At 53.5% G+C, this 19626-nt stretch carries 17 protein-coding genes; 9 read left to right on the top strand and 8 right to left on the bottom strand.

The genetic code is table 11. The features are described 5' to 3' along the window. Window positions 1-30 precede the first annotated feature (30 nt). The 5 genes from FJ146_10640 to FJ146_10620 all read left to right on the top strand — a co-directional run bounded on the left by FJ146_10640 (window position 31) and on the right by FJ146_10620 (window position 6018). On the top strand, window positions 31-972 hold the full coding sequence (locus tag FJ146_10640; GenBank protein MBM4252417.1) for a hypothetical protein: 942 nt from the start codon (window positions 31-33) through the stop codon (window positions 970-972). A 34-nt stretch (window positions 973-1006) separates the two neighbouring features. Continuing rightward, window positions 1007-1870 carry a hypothetical protein gene (locus FJ146_10635; GenBank protein ID MBM4252416.1) on the top strand — a complete coding sequence of 288 codons (864 nt, stop codon included), beginning with the start codon at window positions 1007-1009 and terminating at the stop codon, window positions 1868-1870. A gap of 170 nt (window positions 1871-2040) precedes the next feature. Then, complete coding sequence (locus FJ146_10630; protein ID MBM4252415.1) at window positions 2041-2688, top strand: hypothetical protein; 648 nt, start codon at window positions 2041-2043, stop codon at window positions 2686-2688. A gap of 141 nt (window positions 2689-2829) precedes the next feature. Then, window positions 2830-4920, top strand: a complete 2091-nt coding sequence (locus FJ146_10625) for a hypothetical protein (protein MBM4252414.1) — start codon at window positions 2830-2832, stop codon at window positions 4918-4920. Between the two features lie 312 nt (window positions 4921-5232). Continuing rightward, window positions 5233-6018 (top strand): serine protease, encoded by a 786-nt coding sequence (locus FJ146_10620; GenBank protein MBM4252413.1) that lies wholly within the window; start codon window positions 5233-5235, stop codon window positions 6016-6018. Here FJ146_10620 and FJ146_10615 read toward each other — a convergent pair. Further along, the gene (locus FJ146_10615; protein ID MBM4252412.1) at window positions 6007-6228 is read right to left on the bottom strand and encodes a hypothetical protein; all 222 of its coding nucleotides are present in this window, start codon (window positions 6226-6228) and stop codon (window positions 6007-6009) included. The two genes, FJ146_10620 and FJ146_10615, sit on opposite strands and share 12 nt — an antisense overlap. A gap of 117 nt (window positions 6229-6345) precedes the next feature. Here FJ146_10615 and FJ146_10610 point away from each other — a divergent pair, with 117 nt between their 5' ends. Next, complete coding sequence (locus tag FJ146_10610; GenBank protein ID MBM4252411.1) at window positions 6346-7917, top strand: hypothetical protein; 1572 nt, start codon at window positions 6346-6348, stop codon at window positions 7915-7917. 57 nt (window positions 7918-7974) lie between these two features. Here the strand turns inward: FJ146_10610 and FJ146_10605 are convergent, their stop codons facing one another. The 5 genes from FJ146_10605 to FJ146_10585 form a co-directional block, all read right to left on the bottom strand. Next, a complete protein-coding gene (locus tag FJ146_10605; GenBank protein ID MBM4252410.1) occupies window positions 7975-8253 on the bottom strand; it encodes a hypothetical protein in 279 nt (92 codons plus the stop codon). Continuing rightward, window positions 8243-8713: a hypothetical protein gene (locus tag FJ146_10600; GenBank protein MBM4252409.1), complete on the bottom strand. Its 471-nt coding sequence runs from the start codon at window positions 8711-8713 to the stop codon at window positions 8243-8245. The genes FJ146_10605 and FJ146_10600 overlap by 11 nt, the downstream gene beginning before the upstream one ends. 654 nt (window positions 8714-9367) lie before the next feature. Continuing rightward, window positions 9368-10798: a phospholipid carrier-dependent glycosyltransferase gene (locus FJ146_10595; GenBank protein MBM4252408.1), complete on the bottom strand. Its 1431-nt coding sequence runs from the start codon at window positions 10796-10798 to the stop codon at window positions 9368-9370. Continuing rightward, a complete protein-coding gene (locus FJ146_10590) occupies window positions 10795-11796 on the bottom strand; it encodes a glycosyltransferase family 2 protein (GenBank protein ID MBM4252407.1) in 1002 nt (333 codons plus the stop codon). Before FJ146_10590 ends, FJ146_10595 begins: the two co-directional genes overlap by 4 nt. Then, window positions 11793-12677 carry a ChbG/HpnK family deacetylase gene (locus FJ146_10585; GenBank protein MBM4252406.1) on the bottom strand — a complete coding sequence of 295 codons (885 nt, stop codon included), beginning with the start codon at window positions 12675-12677 and terminating at the stop codon, window positions 11793-11795. Before FJ146_10585 ends, FJ146_10590 begins: the two co-directional genes overlap by 4 nt. 200 nt (window positions 12678-12877) lie before the next feature. On the opposite strand from FJ146_10585, the gene FJ146_10580 reads away from it, so the two are divergent. Beyond that, the gene (locus FJ146_10580) at window positions 12878-14074 is read left to right on the top strand and encodes an SDR family oxidoreductase (protein ID MBM4252405.1); all 1197 of its coding nucleotides are present in this window, start codon (window positions 12878-12880) and stop codon (window positions 14072-14074) included. Between the two features lie 23 nt (window positions 14075-14097). After that, complete coding sequence (locus FJ146_10575; protein MBM4252404.1) at window positions 14098-16119, top strand: tetratricopeptide repeat protein; 2022 nt, start codon at window positions 14098-14100, stop codon at window positions 16117-16119. Here FJ146_10575 and FJ146_10570 read toward each other — a convergent pair. Further along, window positions 16108-17424 (bottom strand): homogentisate 1,2-dioxygenase, encoded by a 1317-nt coding sequence (locus tag FJ146_10570; GenBank protein ID MBM4252403.1) that lies wholly within the window; start codon window positions 17422-17424, stop codon window positions 16108-16110. The genes FJ146_10575 and FJ146_10570 overlap by 12 nt on opposite strands. 169 nt (window positions 17425-17593) lie before the next feature. Here FJ146_10570 and FJ146_10565 point away from each other — a divergent pair, with 169 nt between their 5' ends. Continuing rightward, window positions 17594-18553, top strand: coding sequence for a hypothetical protein (locus FJ146_10565; GenBank protein ID MBM4252402.1), 960 nt, complete (start codon window positions 17594-17596; stop codon window positions 18551-18553). A gap of 38 nt (window positions 18554-18591) precedes the next feature. On the opposite strand, the gene FJ146_10560 is transcribed toward FJ146_10565, so the two are convergent. Then, complete coding sequence (locus FJ146_10560) at window positions 18592-19623, bottom strand: aldo/keto reductase (protein ID MBM4252401.1); 1032 nt, start codon at window positions 19621-19623, stop codon at window positions 18592-18594. Window positions 19624-19626 lie beyond the last annotated feature (3 nt).

The following is a 19626-nucleotide window of genomic DNA, read 5'->3' as shown; positions in this document are numbered from 1 at the left end:
ACCAGCATAAATACACGATCGAGGTCGCAAGTGACATCTCAAAGCCAAAACACGAAAGCTTGGCCGCTAACTCAAAAGTGGTTTGCCGCGGGTCTAGGTCTCGTGAGTTTGGGACTCGGCTGCGCCTTTTACGCCAGCATGCGTCCCGCTCAGTTCTGGATCTCATGGGCACCGCGGCTCCCACCTCTACCGTTGCCCACCGTGATTGCTACGAGCGCTCCGAGCTTTCTACACACGGTAGCATTCGCTCTCATGGGGTCAGCTATGAGTCAGAAGCCCGAGCGGTCCGTAATCTTCTGGACCGCCGTGTCGCTGGCCTGGGAGGCTATGCAAGGCCTATGGCCGGTGCTTGGCGTGTGTGACCCGTCCGATTTCGTCTTTGCCTTGCTCGGTGGAATTTTGAGTTGGACCATCGCTCACGGGCAAGTCCAGACCAAGTTGCCGCCGCTGAAAACTCTTTGTGTCAAAATCCCGGTAACCTTGGCCGGTGCTGCCGCATTGATGGCGACGAGTCCGTCGCGTGGTCCCTTTAACCCTGTTTATATTCAACCGATTTACATGAGCTACGAGGACCTCCGCATTGCCTTTCGCGTTGAGCCTCCAAAGCCCATAGCCGAGGCAGGGAAGATACTACGCCATGACAAGTATTTGCTCATTAACGACATCAATAAAGGCATTCATGTATTTGACAATGAAGATCCGACGCAGCCTAAAGCCATCGCCTTCCTGAACATCCCTGGAAACATCGATATCGCGGCTAAAGATCAGGTGATCTACGCCGACAGTTTCACTGATTTACTAACTATTGAGTTTATTGATGGCAATTTCTACTTAAGACATCTTGAAGCCGATGTCTTTCCCTACAACGCCTATCAGATATTTCTCAACAAGGGAGCAGGAAGGCCACCCTACGGATCGTTTAAAGAAATCGATCCTAAAAGTGGTGTCGTGATCGGTGCAAAAGATTCTTGAGCAATAAAAACGGTCTCACGGAGCAACCAAGCATATGCGTCAAAAAATTGAAAAAACTATATTCTGCTTGTTGATAGCAGCTCCCACATTACTAGCTATCAGCTGCGGTACTGGTGGCAGCGGTGGCAGTACAGGTAATAGTGGAATTGGTCAGACTGGTTCTACGGCACGCTTTGCTATTGCGGGAAATGTGCTGTACACATTGAGCACTAGACCCAAAAGCGGCCCGGCTACGCCTCCCGAACCATCGAGCTGGCAATATGCAGTGTCAGGCGATCCGATCATCCGTACCTTTGATATTGCGACGCCTACGATTCCCGTTATGTCTGCGGATGTGCCGGTGCAAGCGAGGCCTGAAACCCTATTTTCGAACGGTAACCAACTCTTTGTCGGCACCCTTACTGGCATGGAAATGTACGACCTTTCTGAGCCACTCAAACCGCGTTTTCTATCACTGGTTCAGCACGTGCGCGCTTGTGATCCCGTCGTGACAGAAGGCACCACAGCCTACGTCACACTACGTAGTGGTGGCGGCTGTTTTAATGCAGAGAATGTTTTAGAGATCATTGATTTCAAGGATCCGATCAAGCCTATCAAATTAACTAGATTTACCATGAACGCGCCATTTGGCCTGGCAGTGCATGATGGACGCGCATTCATATGCGACGGGCCCGCTGGGCTCCGGATCCTCGATGTTAAAGACCAAACGCACATCCAAGATCTACCAAGTGTGTCCGAAGAAATCTGTACTGACGTCATATTGAATGGGGAGCACCTAATTACTACTGGCTTTACGGGAATCGCACAGTATGACGTAAGTCAATTGCCACCGCGCAAGCTCAGTGTGATCGCCGCTACAGACCCTCGTAGCTCTGGTACGACAAAATCGACGCCTTAAAAATCTGGATAAAAATAATATATTGGGGTGATAATTCGCTATGTTTACCATAACGGTACAAGTCTCAACCCCGTTATGGTCTCACTTTTAGTGCGCGTGCACCGATAGCACTTCTGAGAGGTATTGTCCCAACACTAATATCCCAACGCTTTTCCGATGCGAGGCACAGTATGGCTGATCACACAGGCAAATTTAGTAACCACGCCGCACTAGCTCTTACGACCGCGTTGTCAGCGATGCCCTCATGGTCCTGCAAGTCTACCAATGCGCGGGATCAAAGTGCGCTAGCCTCAGCACCACAGCCGACGGACCCTAAATCGAGTGCATACACAGTGACCCACTACGAGGGTCGCGTTGCGTACCAGACCAAAGCCGATTATCAAAAGTGTCATCTCTACACCTTCAAAGCGAATAAGGACGGCAAACTTGCCTTAGTTAAATTCTTGGGCGGGACCCGCGACTTTGAACTCAGATCCTACAGAATCGGTGGACCTGCCGAAGAAAATAAAGATCGCCTCGAACTGAAAGTCGACCTCGAGCGCACCCCTTACAAGGAACTAGAAGGCTACACCCGGCTTGCTCGCTCCGAGGAAACCGAGAAAAAATCTCTGACCTCAAGCACTCTCATTGTGACGGATGTTGCCGTGCGCGATGAAAAACCCAACTGGTTTGGCGCCGTAGTCGGCAGCGAGGTATATAAGATTAAAATCATCGGCGGCATGACCATGGACGACAGTAGCCGCGAACGCGAAACGGTGACTTGTGTCGGAGTCGCCAAGGTTGACGAGAAGGGCACGGAAGAACTGCCAAAAAACTAGCCGATACGTCTGACCTTGATCAGCTCATCGGCAAAGATAGATTATAAGGTTCCGATTACTTTGAAGTATTAGCCTCCCTCGGGCGGCATGAATCGTGCAGAACCAAGGTTGAACTAGACCAAATGGACTCACGGTATCGCCATGCTTCCTTTCGGATCAACATTGCCAAACTGGGCCCAGCGCAAGCACCTTACCCGCGGCGCACTGGGCCTCACACTGGGACTTGTTGCGGTAGCCATGTGGGCTGCAAATCCTGTTTGCCAACGATCGCGTTCCCAGGCAACTGATCAAGTCACTGATCATCCAGCCCCAATCATCGCCACCACAAACCCAGTCATCGATTTTAGCCGTGCTGATTTTGACTCGCAAAACAGCTTCGAAATTGGCCGCTACTTGCAACCAGAGTCCGTAGATGGCTCGGCCATCTATCAGGCGACCTTAAAACTCCCACCTAATCATCATGGTTTCGCAATCAAGTTCTCCGAGATCAATGGTCACGCCCTCATCTACATTGACAACTTACTAGTACGCGAGGCGGGTTATTATGATGAGGCAGTGCACCAAACTGTGGCGGCTGGACGACATATTTATGTCCCGTATTATACCGAAAACGGAACGGTTAACCTGAAAGTTAAAGTCACCAATCGCTCAGCCCCGATCACAGGGATCACCGGAACCGTTAAAATTGGCAGCCCTGAAGCGATTGCTGCTATCAGAACCGGTGGTTTCGTTTTGGACGGCGTCGTCGCGAGCATCATGCTTTTTATGTTCTTTTACCACTTAAGTATTTTTGCCATCGAGCGGCGTCGCGTGAGCAATCTATGGTTCTCTCTGTTTTCTTTATTTGTGCTGATAAGGTCGACCTTAGTTGGCGAAGCTAATTTGGCCGCAGAATTATTCCAGATCGGCGACACTTGGAGCTGGCGTGCTGAACTGATCACGTTCTACTGGTCACTCCCGGTGCTGACAGCATTTATGAACGCTCTTTTCCCGAACGAAACGGAGCGCCGTTACCCTTGGATCACCTTAGCACTGGTCATACCTTTCACGTTACTCACGCTGCTGACAGAACCTAGGATTTTCGCCCCGGCGAAAATCTTCATCCAAATAGCGCAGGTCATACTGACCTTCGTCTATTTGCGGAGCATCATGAAAGCCATAGCCCGTAGTCGTCCAGGTGCAAGGGCTTTTCTCGGTGGTTTTCTAATGCTGGCTAGTTTATCCCTCGCCGAAGTGGCTGCTCTTTATTTAGGTTGGGACATACCACGTCTCTCTAATCTCGGTGCCGTTGGCTTCGCAGCTGTGCAATCAATACTCTTAGCCAAGGGTTACAGCGATGCGTTTTATGCCGCAGAGACGAGCGAGCGCAATATCCGCCGTTTACACAACGAACTAGTCAAACAGGAGCGTGACCGTCTAGAAATCACGCGCATTCAAACAGAAAAGTCCATGATGAAAACTAGCCTTGCCGAGGCACAAGCGTTCACCAGCGCGCTCGGCGACGTGGCTCTTTCAATGCCTGAACTACAAGTCGCATCAGCGGTAAAATCAGCCGAGGTTGCTGGTGGTGATTGGCTCGGCATAGAGTACGACGAGCAGACCCAGCGTGCCTATGCCGTAATCGCGGATGTCACAGGTCACGATATGCTATCAGCGCTAGTCACTCTGACTGCAGTAGGAACTTTCAGGGGCGCACTTGCAGCAATCAAGGCCCAGGAAACGAGTGATTCCCCCGAGGCCATCTTGGTACATCTAGTCCGGACCATGAACGACGCTGTGCGGAAGGCAGGTCAGAAAAGTGAACGCCTCATGACCATGGCAGTGATCATGATCGACTTGCGCCATGGCGAGGCCTACTACTGCAATGCGGGACACACGCCGCTCCTCATGGTGAGCAACCAGAGCGTTAAAGCAGTAGCGCGCCCTTCGTCACCGCTCGGACTAGCATCAGAGGTCCTGCCACAGGTCACCAAACTGGATCTTAATCCCGGGGACGGGATATTCCTCTATACCGACGGCTTACTCGACAATGAGGGTCCAGACGGTGAGAGACTCAAGATCCGCATGCTACAGCGACTCCTAGCAGCAGCAGAATCACCGCGTGAATGCGACCGGATGATTCGGGAAAGCTGCGAAAACCTTTGGCAAAACACCCCCCAAAAAGACGACAGTAGCTACCTTCACATCCGGTGGCTACCAGGGCGGGATCACGGCATCAGTGGCGCCTCTTAGCTTTACACTGTAACAGCAGAGCCGCTTGACTCGCGAAATACTTTGAACTAGACCCGGTGTTAGGCAGCCTCGGTTGCCACTTGACTCCTCCCTCAAGGTGATACGTTGACCCCTAAGGCTCTACATTCCGGTTGCATGTGTTGTTGCTGTTGCAGCACCGGCCTGGTGTCGCCTTTTAGGGATTGCGCTTAAGCATACTGACTCAGTACCTCAAGCCCCCCACCGGCGACACAGCCAGTGGGGGGATTTTTTTATCGCGTTCATTTCAGGACTATTGATCGATAGATGTGATTCATTAGGGAGCTACCGCAGATGATTGATGAAGCATTAAGGATTAAGATCGCCCCCGTAACTCTCTCGTTACTATTAATATCTGGCTGCGAAGTTTCATCGGCAGAGCAAAGTCATCTCAAAATCCGTAGTGGTCAAGAGGTAACCTGGCAACAAGAGGGCCCAGAGGCCAAATCGACAGTAGGGCTGATTATTCAGGATTCCTTTGGACGCGAGTCGACTTGTAGTGCCGCGCTCATAGGTCCTGACCTACTCGTGACTGCGGCTCACTGTGTGTATGGCTATGCCGGGGTAACGGCATTTTTCGGCTTGGATCGTGACACTGCGATCGCGAGACGGCAACTCAACCCAGCCGCTGCCGTTGCGATCCATCCTGATTACAAAGCACAAGGCCCTGAAATCGCGCCGCACGACATCGCTGTGCTCAAACTTAAATCCGCAGCTCCGAGCAACTACGAACCAATCGCACTAGCTGCAAGTACCGCCAATCTAGAGCCCGGAACTCAGGTGCTGCTCGCAGGCTACGGCATCACCGAACTAGGACGCGACAGTGGCACTTTGCGCTATACCATGGCCACTTATACCGGTAGCGATGCACAAGGTCGCCTGCAAATTAACGATCCGTGGCGCCGCGGCGCATGTAGCGGTGATTCCGGTGGGCCCCTCTACCATGAGGAGGATGGACGTTACGTGGTCGCCGGCGTCTTGTCAGGAGGGCCAATTCCGTGCCGCGGTGTTAACTTCTACACCGCGGTAGCGGAACATTTGGACTTTGTTAAAGAGGCGCAGATCGCTTTAGATCACTAACACAAACACCTGATCCACTAGACTTTTTGCTGATGAGCTGATCACGACCACTGGCTGACCAAAGAGAGCGGTGACTAAATCAGCACCAGTATCGATGACTTGATCGGCTAATCTGATTAAGCTCGTCAGTATCCCAGTCCTAGGTTTTTGATCGACTATGATGACGACCTTGCCATCGACCGTCTTTTTTTCGACCCAGGGATCTGTCAAAAGCATACGTTTTTATTGCAAGATTATTACTGGCCATTTGGCCAATAAATTTCCATAATGCCACCGATCACAATTATTTCAGATAGTTAGACTGCAATCACCAGATTGGGAGCTTGTATGACGACGATCCCCCCCGGACTTACTTCCACTGTAGTTGGTATCGATGCCCTCGCAGTTTATGTACCAAAGCCCTATGTCGATCTCACCGGTGAATGGGCGCACCAACGCTTGGCATCAAGCGGCGCTGACAACGTAGACAATCTAATAGGTAAAATCCGCGCTGGCATTGGTGTGGAACGCATGGCTATTCCCGATGCGCACGAGGATATCGCCACCATGGCCGCGATGGCGGTGAAGAAGCTCATCGAAACCTCCGGCATCGATCCCACCGATATCGCCTATCTAGCCGTCGGTACAGAGTCCACGGTGGACCAATCGAAATCGGTGGCCGCCTACGTCCTCGGCATGATCGAGCGCCATTACGAGGTCGATCTCGCTCACGTTGGTTGCCCGCAGTATCAGTTTGCCTGTGCTGGCGCTACGTATGCTCTTGAATCTGCACTGGCTGCGGTTAAGGCTGAGATATTCGATCGTCCCTATGCTGTCGTAGTCGCCTCAGACGTTGCGCGCTATTCTCTCGAGTCTCCAGGCGAATACACGCAAGGCGCCGGTGCCGTCGCCATGCTGATTAGCCGCGATCCGCGGCTCCTCAAGATCGATCCGACGCTGATCGCCACGGTGACGCGAGACGAGCGGGACTTTTTCCGCCCCAACTATTCAAAGACTGCAGTCGTCGACGGTAAATATTCCATCGGCGTTTACCTAGACTGCATCGAGAAGGGTCTCGATTACTTCTTGAATAAAAAGACATTGAAGGAGCAGCTCTTAACGCGCAGCGACTCCAGGTCTCAGGATCTCTATGACCTCGTCGATCATTTTGTCTTCCATGTTCCCTTCCCCAAAATGGCCGAGTACGCCATGGCTCGGGTAGGAGCCAAACTGTGGCGTCACCATGACCAATTTAAAGGGTCGGTTGAGCTGACCTGCAGTCTCACTGCAGATGCCACATCCGAGCAAAAAACTGCTGTGGACAAAGCTATTGCCAAACTGCCGGAGTTTCGTCAGGCCTATCAGGATAAGGTCGCTCCGTCGCTTAAGTTCACGCGCGAGATTGGCAACATCTATACCGGCTCACTTTTTCTTGCCCTCGCTAGTCTCATTGAAGACGCAAACCTTCGCGGCAAGGATTTAACCGGCCACAAAACTCTGCTCCTATCCTACGGCAGCGGCGCCACGGCTAAAGTGTTGTTGGCAGAATTCACCGATCAGTACAAAGATGTGTATTCAGGTACACCAGTTACTGATTGGCTGGCGCGCGAGCACGATCGCAAAGGTGCACGGTTTGAACTATCCGTCGCAACTTACGAGACCATACACGCTGCCAGCGAGGTCACCTTTGCTGCCCAGACCGAGGTCAAACGCCAAGGTGCCAGCGCCGGCACCTTGCGTGATGGAGTGATTCAACCACATGTGGCTGTGGACAAAGACCAGGGAGCGCTTCATCTGGCAACGAAGCCGCGCAGTGTGAGGCAGCCTCAAGGTGAGTTCGCCCTGATCCGTGTCGGTCACGAAGAATCAAAGGACAGGATGGACGTCGGGTATCGTTATTACGAGTGGGTTCCCAACTGACGCTGATCGCTCTTTCGGCTGCGTGTTAACTCAACCTAGAAGTTGTGAATGACGCGCCTACTTGCGCAACCACTCCATCATGAGCTTCTTGATCATGGTCTGATACGGCACGCCGTGCCGCTCTGCCTTATAACGGAATGCGGTAAGTAGCTGTTCTGGTATCTTGATGCTAATCAACTTAAGTGCTTGCTTGGCGCGCGGATCGGTCAGATCACGAAAAGACTCGAGGAACTCAATAATGGGCGTGACATCATCCATCGGTCCAACGAGCTCGTCGCGCGTTTTGGCGCGTTGGACTGGGCGAGATTGCGTCTTCTTCTTTTTCTTAACGACCACGAAGCGCCTCCAGCATTTTAACGTCTTCAATATCCTGGGGACGGCCAGCGGCGCGCTTCATCTCAATTAAATGTGGAATCGATAGCACCTTCACTTTGTCCAAACCTGCGCGCATGATCACAGCCTTTAGGTGCGCAAGGTTATGAGTGATGATGATATCAACCACTTCTACCGGATTAACAGGATTGTAAAAACTCCATGCGATCAAATTCCGGCGATTAATATACTCCTCACGAAACCGAAATACCTCGCGCGCTGTAACCGGCAGCCTCGGCTCCATACCTATGGAGCGCAGAGCCGCCTCACAAGCAACAAATGAGTCCTCCGTGTGCCGGATAATACAGTCGATATCCACAGTGCCTCGGACAGCACCATGAAGCGCCACAGCGTATCCACCAACTAGTGCGTAGGAGACGCCAGCTGCGTCAAAAGCTTTGATGATGCGCGTTAATGTGCTCAAAATCACTCCCGCGAAGTCAAGGTATATACCAGTATATACCGTTTTCATAGAGGATGACAAGATCCGACCCGCTCGGAGTACGCGCCATCCGGCAGCTTCGACGGACCTCGATGTTTAAGTTGTGACTAAAAACGGTATATTGATGTAATTTGAGGCGTCTTGCCGGAATGATATATACTTTTTTGGCCGTCACAAAGCTTGGATATCTCCAGTGACTAAACATTTTTGGCCAATATTTAGTAAACATCTGGAACTTAGAGATTTCAGAAAAACCCACACATGGGTAGCAAGATTCATGTGTATCTTCCTTACAAACGAGTGGTTTGTTTTTTCCACACGCTCCGATGCTTACAATCGCTATAATATAAGAACAGTCTCAACAATGGCTCCTAAGGTATTTCTTCTGTACGTGATCGGACTTTGGCTATCGAGCACTCAGTGGAGCCTACGGCATTAAAAAAAAACAACCTACATTCTTCTACTTCCATCGCTATTGCTGTCTCCTCCGATCGCAGGGTTTCCGTTTAGCTTAATGGGATGGTTGACTCTTGTTGTCGCAATTTGGTCTTACGCGCAAGTGTTTGTAACAAATGGGAACTTTTAAATGGAATGGTGGACCAGAATCTCGCTACGCCGGTCTAGCGACTCAAGGCTTCAATCCACCGCCGCAGGCTTAAGCAGTAAGCTATAACCACCACTCAGCTCGTCCATGCGGTCGATCTTAGGGCTGACTGACGTGCGAGGCCTTAGCAGTACGTCATCTGTGGCGAGTTCGATCTGGCGGCCGCGCCACTTGAGAGCGAGACGTGTATTGAAGAGTGGTTGACGCGCGGCGTAAATATGGCGTGCTTGCATCACTTCATCGCTGTGCTGCAACACTTCGTGGGAGAGGCCGTGCTCCGGCTGAAAGAGGTACTGCAGCTGACCACCCACACCAATCACCGTGACGAGAGCAAATAACCGCCACACGCGCTTATCGATTTTGGCTGCCATGTCTGCAAGCACGACGGTCAATATAGCCAGAAAGGGAATTGTGATGGCGACGTACCAGTTAAACTTGGTCGCAGACGATGCGAAGAGGGCGCACGTAGGTATCACCATACACAGGCTGAGCAGCATCAGATGATCAGCGCGCAGATAATTCCATATGCCACTAAGTATTTGACGCGTGGTCGAACGGTGCTGCCAGCCTAGATAGAGTAGTAGGAGTATCAGAAGATAAAGCCAGGGCCCAAATCTGATATCCAGCGCCTCCATGACGAACCATGATGTGGTGTTGTTGCCCTCGAGCTTTTCCGTGTAGCGGCGGAAGATGTCGTAGTTGACCATAACGTCCCATGCATCGACGCCGTATTGACTGTTCGCAAAGGGGGTGCCCAGTCTTTTCACCGCCAAATACCAACCACCTATGGCCGCTCCCATGATGAGAGTCCCGAGCCAAAAGAGCCAGTCCTTGAGTAGACGCACGAGCTGCCCACTCAACAGGACATAGAGTCCTAGACCGGGCAGAAATATGCCCATCATAAAACCCTTAGTCATGAAACAGAGGCCACCGCACAGTCCGGCGAGTGGCAATAGCCAGCGCTTGCCGCGTACTTCGGCCAGCTGAAATAGGTAAATCATCGCCATGGCCGTGAGCACGTAGACAGCGTCGAGATCGCCGCTACGCGCCATATGATGACCAACGATCCCGCGACAGAGCATCAGGACCAGCGCGACTAACGCTGCCAGCGTCGCACTGCGATAGAGCCGCACTAGTGCATAGGTGAGCGTAATGATGCCTACGCCAGCTAAGGCCGACGGGGTGCGCAGAGCCCACTCGTTAAAGCCGAGTAATCGATAAGCAAGAGCAATGAGCCAAACACCCAAAGGCGGTTTAGCCAGCCAGTCGTCGCGCACATCGTCAAAATAGTAATCGATGTAGTCACCACGCTGCAGCATCTGCCATGCCGCCTCGGCGTGACGCGTCTCGTCCCACATCTTAAGCCCATGATCACCGAGCTGGAAAAAGCATGCAATCGCGCTACCGATCACCACTAACCAGGGTAATCGATTTTGCCACGCTGCCTGCGATCCGGCGCTCAACTCTGACCCCAGTCGTCATTGGGCTGAGAGCCCGCACGGCGCGGCAATGGCTGCCCCACCGACGTCTGCACAAAATACAGCGGACGCCTTTTAACCTCGTTAAAGATCTTGCCGAGATAGAGACCGAACACACCGATAAACGTCAGGTTCAGCCCAAGGCTAAGGACGTTAAAGCTGAGCAGTGACACCCACCCTGGAGCTAGCGGCGTGATACCGAGTGCCACCAACACGATTGAGACGATGATGTAAGCAATCGCCAGCACGGAAATGATCCCACCAACGAGCAGTGGCAGTTTGAGTCCGACGTCAGAGAAGGAAACAATACCGTCGGATGCCAGCTTCAGTGACTTCCGCAGCGTGTAACTCCGCTTACCAGCGAACCGTGGCGGGCAATCAAATTCCATCAAAGTCTGACGGAACCCAATATAGGGAACCATACCGCGGTAAAACTTAAGCCGCTCGGGCATCGACTTCAGGGCATCGACACAGCGGCGATCGAGGAGACGAAAATCCGGACTGTGCGGAATGATCTGCACATCTGAGGTCCGGTTATAGGTCCAGTAAAAAAGACGCGACAGCAAGTCACCCTTGGCCTTGGTCTCGGCCGTGTTGCGCCGCATCATGTTGACGACGTCGTAGCCACTGCGCCAGGCTTCGATCATGCGCGGGATGAGCTCGGGCGGATGCTGCATGTCGGCATCCATACAGATCACGACATCACCGCGTGCGGCATCAAGACCGCATGCCAGGGCCGCCATATGTCCGACATTGCGCGAGAGAGCGATGCCGTTCACGCGAGAGTCGACCTCGGCCATCTCCGTGATCCGCGCAAAGGTGGCGTCCTTACTCCCGTCGTCGACGAACAGGATCTCAAACTGGGGCGTGAGCGCCCCCAGTATCCTGATTAACTCTGCCGCCACCTTAGCAATGCAATCGGCCTCGTTGTAGGCCGGGATAACTACCGATAGGGAATATTGTTCAGGGCGCTGCGTATTCAGAGGCTGAGATCCTTAAAGTGTATAAGTTGGATACCACGGCGCGCGATGGTGGCCTTCACTTCGGGGTCGACCAGAGCGGCGAGTTCTCCGGCCCAATCGAAGTCCTGGTACCCCCAGGGTAGATGACGCCGCAAAAAGGGATCATCTAAACCCGGATGGGTCATTAGCTCCATCGTGCCGACGGGCATATCATCCAGAATCTTACAGACCGCAGCGGCATCAAGGCGACCGCAAACATCGAATCCAGCGAAATATTTTGGCCCACCGATGTTGAGATGACGGGCCTGACGCCGTGCCCGGACTCCCAGGGCCCGCATGGCCAAGTTTTGCGGCCATCGGCGGTCGCTACCTGGGACCCTTCTGCTACGATCAGGGAGACGCAACCAGGGGATCTCATACTTGGACATGAGCCTGAGGACGACTTCCAGTACCCCGGGGAGGAGGTGGAGGTGCTGCGTACCGTTAGCAAATGCAATGGACCCTAAAGCCTCGGCCATGCGCCCCAGCTGCAGATCGAGTTCCTCCTCCAGCTCACCCAGATCGATGCGGCCAAGCGAATATAGCTTAATAAATTCAGGCCAGCCTCGATGGAGGCAGTCACCCTCACCGAGGTAACTTAGGTCATCCGTTAGACTACTCTTCCTGGCCCGCAGGCTAAAACCCTCGACGATGCCGAGATGAGCCCCGATCTCCAAATTCGGGCATTGGCGCCTAAGGTTCAGGGCATAATCCGTAGCCAGTCCATTCATGAGGAGAGCGGTGGATCGGACGACGCCGCTCCGATGGGCCTCGACGATCCCGTCCGTGATGGCCTCGGTCAGACCAAAGTCATCAGCCGTAACCACCAGACATCTTTGTTGATTAGCACTTCCGGGCGACATGACTGCCTCGTATGAGTGGCGCCTGTGGGCGCTAACGCTTGGCACCCAAGCCTCTTTTCGGTTTTAATAGAGGCAATTTCTTAATTCAATCTAAGTCCTAGCGCTCACAGTACTAAAAGCGCGACGATAGGCTCCCGGAAAAAAAAGTCGGGACGAACATCTTTGGGATGGGTTAAGTACGACGGCGCACGAGGTGACCAATTTTGCATAACAGCGAACAAAAAAACATCCTAATTACCGGGGGCACGGGCTTCGTCGGCAAAGCCGTGATCGCCCGCCTTCTAGCCCAACCCTGGGTCGGCCGTATCTATGTCCTAGCACGGCCACACCGCGGACGTCCGGCATCTGAGCGGGTAGAGCAGCAACTTAAGACCATGTTCGGAGCGGACCAGGCCGCGTCGTTCTCGGACCGCATCGTCGCGGTTGCCGGAGATTTGACGGCGCCGGGCATGGGAATCGGCGCTGACGATTTAGCTCTACTTAAGTCCTCGTGCCATCAGATTCTCCATTGCGGCGCCAGCACGGATTTTGCTGCCTCACTCACAGAGGCACGCGCCATCAATTTAGATGGTACCCGTTACGTCCTTACCGTGGCTGATGAGCTGCGGCGCGACGGTATGTTGCAGCGCGTCGACTATGTGTCTACCGCCTACGTTGCTGGAACAGCGGGCCGTGTCGTCAATGAGACCGACCTCGATATGGGGCAGGGATTCCTGTCTCCTTACGAGCAGAGCAAGTTTGAGGCTGAGAAGCTGATTCACTCTTGGACGCGCGATTACCCCGTGACGATACACCGGCCGTCGATCGTTGTGGGTCAGTCCTATAACGGGTACACGCCGCACTTCAAAGTTTTGTACTGGCCACTGATGATACTGGCTCGTGAGATGGCGCAGTTCTTTGTCTGTAATCCAAACTCGTACCTCGATGTGGTCCCCGTCGATTACGTTGCTGATGCCATAGTTGCGCTACTGCCTGATCCCGAAGCCGCCGGGCGGACGTTCCTGCTCACAGCAGGACGCGGCAGAGAGATTAGGGTCCGTCAGCTCCTGGTTGACGCTATGGACCTCGCCCAAGTCAAACGCAAGCCCATCATGCCGATGTGGATCTTTGATTTTATCCGCAAGGTGCCGCCGCTAGCGCGACTGCTACCGAATGATTTCTGGGCCGTGGTCGACATGGTCGAGCCCTATCATGGCTACCTGCGCGGCATCAAGACGCGCTTCAATCCGGACCAGACGTTGAAGTTACTGGCTAAGTCGGGAGTGAAGCCGCCCGTGTGGCACAGCTACAAAGACAAGATCCTCCAGTTCTGTATCGACAGTCGCTGGGGCAAAAAGCTACCGCAGCCGGAGTATACCTATTACACACTCCCTGAAGTGGCCACGCAGCAGGCTTAATCACTTTTCGAGGACGTGACTCGATGCCTAGCGCAAGACTTCAGCTCCTAAAGGCCGCGGTCTTTGCGTCCCTCATGGGGGCAATTTGCCTATGGATCTACGCGCCCGCATTACACGGACTCCCCATCTGGGATGATAACGAAGCGCTTTTTCAGTATCCACTTATAGCGTCGCCTTTTAGCTCCCTGTCACGAATATGGTTTAGCCATCAAGCTCCAGATTTTTGGCCACTGCACTATTCTTGGTTTTTTAAGGCCTATCGCTGGTGGGGTCTGGATACATACCCCTATCACCTGACAAACGTGGTCTTACATACCTGTAACGCTCTCCTATGGGCTGCTTTGCTGCGCACGCTACGCCTACCCCTCGCGTGGATCTGCGCTGTGATATTTGCAGTGCACCCGGTGAATACAGAGGCTGTGGCCTGGATTGTACAGTTCAAAACACTGGCGAGTTCCTGCCTGTGTTTGGCCTCCTGGCTCACCTTCCTCAAATTTCTTACATGTGCTGAGCAGGTATCGCAGAGAGCCCGCATGAGCATGTATTTCGGATCGATGCTTCTTTTCGGCGCAGCACTGCTAACTAAGTCGGCGGTGGTTTTTGCCCCTTTGGTGCAAGCTGCAGCGACCTGGGTGATCACACGTGATTTGCGGCGGAGCATCAAGCTCAGCACGCCGTTTTTTATCTTGGCTTTGGTGAGTGGTGTGATTGCCGTGACTTGGTATGCACCCGATCATCTACTACCCGCGGGGGAGCACCTAAATCTAGGACCACTTTCTGAACGCATCGCGCGCGCGGGTTGGAACTTTTGGTTCTACCTAAAACAAGCGCTCTGGCCGACTCAAATTGCCTTCATTTACCCCAAGATTATCCTTAACTCTGCCAGCCTACCATACTACTTACCGACGATGCTTGCTGCGTTGCTACCCTTTGGAGCGTGGGCACTGAGACGACGCCTTGGCTACGGTCCATTTGCTGGTGTTTTGTACTACGGTGTAGCCCTAGCACCTGCTCTCGGGATCTACGGTATTTACTTTATGCGCTTTGCCTTTGTGGCTGATCACTGGCAATACATGGCGCTGATTGCGCCCATCACCGCGGTAGTGAATACGGCAGCGCGAATTTTGCGCCTAAAGTTAATCACATGGCCAGTCCTAGGAATAGTGACGTTGACTCTAGCGCTGATGACCCGCAGTGAGGCGCGTCACTTCGTTGATGAAGAGGCGATCTGGCAGCAGACTTTGGTGCACAATCCCGATTCTTGGCTCGCGCACAACAATTTGGGCAAGGTGCTGATGGGGCAGAGCAAACTACCCGAAGCCGAGCGTCACTACCTTGCGGCACTCGCGGCAAAACCTGACTTTCGCGATGCGATAAATAATCTCGGTGCAGTTTATATTGCACAGGGACGATTGGCAGAGGCTGTGAATATCCTCGAGCGCGCCGTTGTTATCTGGCCAGACTTCGCCGCTGCTCGGTCTAATCTTGGGGTTGCCCTAACACGCAGCGGGGACTACGCAGCAGCTCTTGTGCATCTCAAGCGCGCCACGGAACTGGCTCCGGAAGACGCTAGCTATCACAAGAATCTTGGTTTTACCGAGCACAGGCTGCATCAGGTTGATGGCGCCATCGCTTCTTATGAGCGGGCCATTGCCCTTGCCCCGAAAGCCGATCTCTACAGTGATCTTGGGCAGCTCCTGAGAGAAGCCAAGCGTCATGACGATGCGATCAAGGCGCTTAGCACGGCGCTCCTTCTAGATCCGCGTCACGGACTAGCCATGGCCAATCTTGGATTTGTTTATATGACACAAATGCGCCTTAACGACGCCCTGCATTGGCTAAGGCGCGCTGCTGCTGCCAGTCCTGACAGTGCCTCGGTGCAGCTGGCGCTTGCCAGTTGCCTCGTGGAGGCAGGCGAACTATCAGAGGCGGCGGCCGCGCTAAAACTTGCGCGGCAGATTGCCCCAGAGCAACCAGGGACGGCGGACGTTGCCCGTAGGATCGAGGCCAGCCGTCGCCAGGGACCGGATCCCTCAGCCCCCTGAACGCTCACGCTGGTGATGCGATGTCAGTCCCTGCCAGCAGTCGAGATAATCTTTTTGCAGCAACGGTGTCTTTAGAGCCCATGCGGTTGGCTTATAAATCAGCGAGGACTCAAACATGAAGGCCATTGTATCACCCTGATACACCGGCTTTAGCTCAGCCTTGCTCGCTGCTGCAAATGCGGCCGTCTCTGGACCGTGAGGTGACATGCAGTTGTGAAGGCTGCCCCCGCCCGGCGTAAAACCACCAGCCGGTTTGGCATCGTAGACGCCGTAGATCAGCCCCATATACTCACTCATCACATTGCGGTGAAAGTAAGGCGGTCTAAACGTATCTTCTGCCACCAGCCAGCGCGGTGGAAAGATGACGAAGTCGCAATTGGCCGTGCCCGCCTTAGTCGATGGTGACGTCAGCACCGTAAATATAGAGGGATCGGGATGATCGAAGCTGACCGTATTCATCGTGTTGAAACGGCGCAGGTCGTATTTATACGGTGCGTAGTTACCGTGCCAGGCTACAACATCAAAGGGAGTTGCAGGCAACTGCGAGCGCCAGAATCCACCGGCAAACTTAGTTACCAGCTCTACGGGCTTCTTGGCCTCTGGCCCCTGCTGGTACCAGGCCACTGGTGTGAGGAAGTCGCGCGTGTTGGCTAGTCCGTTAGCCCCGATAGGTCCGCGGTAAGGCAACTGAAAGGGGTCTCCGTAATTCTCGCAGATGTAGCCACGTGCCGTCGCGTCTAGTAGGCTCACTTGGAACTTGATCCCGCGCGGCACCACGGCTATCTCGAGAGGCTCTACAGCAAGGCATCCGAGCTCCGTGATGATTAAGAGACGCCCCTCCTCCGGTAAAATCAAAAGCTCGCCATCAGCGTTATAAAAGGCGCGATCGGTCATCGATTTATTGGCAGCATAAAGGTGCACCGCAGTGCCGTGTCGTCCAGCAGCGTCACCGTTGCCGCACACCGTCACCACGCCGTCGATAAAGTCCGTATGCTGTTTGGGCACTGGCATCGGATCCCAGCGTAACTGCGACGGTGGTGGAGGTACTTCCGTCAGGGGTGCGCTCAGCCAGTTTGGTAGTGCCGCTGCCACAAATGGGCTGTGTCTCACGCTAGGCAAGACGCGATACATCCAAGTCCGCAGGTTCTCGGCGTTGGGCGCCGTGAAAGCGGCTCCACTGATCTGCTCGGCATAGAGGCCGTGGGGCGCGCATTGCGGATTGTTGCGCCCGATCGGTAAAGCCCCCGCATCAGCCTCAGTTTCAAAATAATTACCGAAACCACTTTGATAGCGCCACTCAGTCATAACGTCTGCCCCAACTTGGTACCACTTGTAGATGGGTCGCTTATATCAAAGCCACAAGCGACGCGGGAGCAGTTTATTTATTATGGAAATCAGCACCTTAAAAATACCCCTCAAGTTTCTCGGACAGCCTTCCGAAGCGCTACGCAACACTACCGGGTGTTAGAACCCTATGAAGCAGCTTTTCAAAATTTTCGGCATCTTATGCGGCCTCGCGACTGCCACTCTTCTACTCGTAAGACTTGCCTTGGGCCTCGTGGTCAGCACCGAGTCGTTCCGTAATTTTTTCAACAACCAGACAGAAAGAGCACTGCGGAGCCTACTGCCGACGCTCATGAGCGAGGTCGGTTCGGTTTCTATGGAAGGCATAGCCAGCCTCCTAGTCTCTGATTTGACGGTCAGGAATACGCGCAAGATCTCGGCTGCGCTGCCGCTGAAGCGCCTGCTGATCACACTAGATCTGCCGTCTACCGTGACGGCTGACTCTGCTCATTTGGAGATTGAGACCATGTTTGGCGACTACGGCCGCATCAATCTTCATGCATCGGCACCAAAGTGGCTACTCAAGTCATCGGCCGGCGACCGCGATCTAAACGGTGCGCTGCGCATCGATGGGAGCGCTACGGACTTAGACGCCGTAGTCATCACTAATTTACTGCTAGCAGACGATGCCGCGCCCGGATTCTATCTTAGCCGTGGCCTACTCTCGGGGACGGTACAATACAGTAAGCCTTTAGGCGCGACGCCTGGTACTAGGACCGGTCGCTTTCTCGGCCAACTGAAGGACGCTGTGTGGATCTTGGCCGAGGACAACAACCGGCCTCTACTCATAAATAAGACGCCGCTGAATCTAGACCTCACGGGCCATGAAATCTTAATCCGTAGCCCGATTACGCTTGATGGTACCAGTGGCAACGGCTCCGTCACGGGATCGATGCAGCTACCACGCGGCAGCGATGAGGATATGATTTGGAATCTCGAGGTTCAGGTCCACGAGGACAAAGGTCTGAGCGGATCCCTCGTTAAGCTCTTCAAGTGTAAGAGCAACCCGGGTACCACTCCCTTTTTAGTCAAAGGTCCCATCAGTGGTTCTAGTTGCACGCCGATACCAGGAGATCAAACGACTCCCTAAATTCGTGTGCGCCTTAGTTGCATTTACCTAGTCACAAACTAGGGCATGGGCGGCATGAGTTGTGGGAACTGCGCCTGATGCCAGTAGGGATAAGGCTTGGGGCGAAGGCTCGCAGTATCAAGTCGCGCTACCTGATCCGCACTTAGACGCCAACTGAGGACGTCAACATTTTGTCTCAGTTGCTCTTCGTTGCGGGCGCCAATAATCACATTGGCTACCGTGGGACGGTGCAGTACCCAGTTCAGTGCCACCTGCGGTACGGTCTTGCCAACTTCAGCCGCTACTTCTTCAATTGCAGCGATCACCTTGAAGAGATAATACTCGTCCACATATGGTCCTGCGTCATCACAAGCTTTTGTTTGTAGTCGACTGACGGCCGGTAGTGCCTGGCCGCGGCGCATCTTTCCGGTGAGGCGTCCCCAACCTAGCGGGCTCCATACAACTGCACCGACGCCCTGATCGGCCGCAAGTGGCATCAACTCCCACTCGTAGTCACGCCCAACCAATGAGTAGTACGCTTGATGCGCAACGTAACGCGTGAGATGGAGACGATCCGAGGTAGCCAGAGACTTCATCAGGTGCCAGCCAGAAAAGTTGGAACAGCCGATATACCGAATCTTACCGGCGCGCACAAAACCATCTAACGTCGCCAGAGTCTCTTCGACTGGCGTTGTCGCATCAAAGCCATGAAGCTGGTACAGATCTATGTAATCGGTGCCAAGACGCTTCAGGCTATCGTTGATGGTCTTAGTCAGATGATAGCGCGAAGACCCACATTCGTTGGGTCCCTCGCCCATGGGGAAAGTGCCCTTGGTGGAGATGAGAACCTCACTCCGTCGCCCTTTGAGCGCTTGGCCAAGAATTTCTTCTGCCATGCCTCGTGAGTACATATCTGCTGTATCGAACATGCAGACACCGTGTTCGAGACAGATTGAGACCAGACGTTTAGCTTCAGCAAGATCCGTGGTGCCGAAGGCCTTGAAAAGCTCACCTTTACCACCAAAAGTGGCTGTGCCGAAGCTAAGCACCGGTACCTTTAAACCTGATGCTCCTAAACGTCTGTATTCCATATT

The organism is Deltaproteobacteria bacterium (assembly GCA_016874735.1).
In the GTDB taxonomy this organism is placed as follows: Bacteria; Bdellovibrionota_B; Oligoflexia; order Oligoflexales; family CAIYRB01; genus CAIYRB01.
The sequence above is the reverse complement of the archived record's forward strand: the minus strand, read 5'-3'. Positions and strand labels throughout refer to the sequence as shown.

What these genes read in the sequence shown, in the direction of transcription:
- FJ146_10635 (MBM4252416.1), top strand. Translation starts at nt 1,007, where the DNA reads ATGCGTCAAAAAATTGAAAAAACTATATTCTGCTTGTTGATAGCAGCT.
- FJ146_10630 (MBM4252415.1), top strand. Translation starts at nt 2,041, where the DNA reads ATGGCTGATCACACAGGCAAATTTAGTAACCACGCCGCACTAGCTCTT.
- FJ146_10625 (MBM4252414.1), top strand. Translation starts at nt 2,830, where the DNA reads ATGCTTCCTTTCGGATCAACATTGCCAAACTGGGCCCAGCGCAAGCAC.
- FJ146_10620 (MBM4252413.1), top strand. Translation starts at nt 5,233, where the DNA reads ATGATTGATGAAGCATTAAGGATTAAGATCGCCCCCGTAACTCTCTCG.
- FJ146_10610 (MBM4252411.1), top strand. Translation starts at nt 6,346, where the DNA reads ATGACGACGATCCCCCCCGGACTTACTTCCACTGTAGTTGGTATCGAT.
- FJ146_10585 (MBM4252406.1), bottom strand. Translation starts at nt 12,677, where the DNA reads ATGTCGCCCGGAAGTGCTAATCAACAAAGATGTCTGGTGGTTACGGCT.
- FJ146_10575 (MBM4252404.1), top strand. Translation starts at nt 14,098, where the DNA reads ATGCCTAGCGCAAGACTTCAGCTCCTAAAGGCCGCGGTCTTTGCGTCC.
- FJ146_10570 (MBM4252403.1), bottom strand. Translation starts at nt 17,424, where the DNA reads ATGACTGAGTGGCGCTATCAAAGTGGTTTCGGTAATTATTTTGAAACT.
- FJ146_10565 (MBM4252402.1), top strand. Translation starts at nt 17,594, where the DNA reads ATGAAGCAGCTTTTCAAAATTTTCGGCATCTTATGCGGCCTCGCGACT.
- FJ146_10560 (MBM4252401.1), bottom strand. Translation starts at nt 19,623, where the DNA reads ATGGAATACAGACGTTTAGGAGCATCAGGTTTAAAGGTACCGGTGCTT.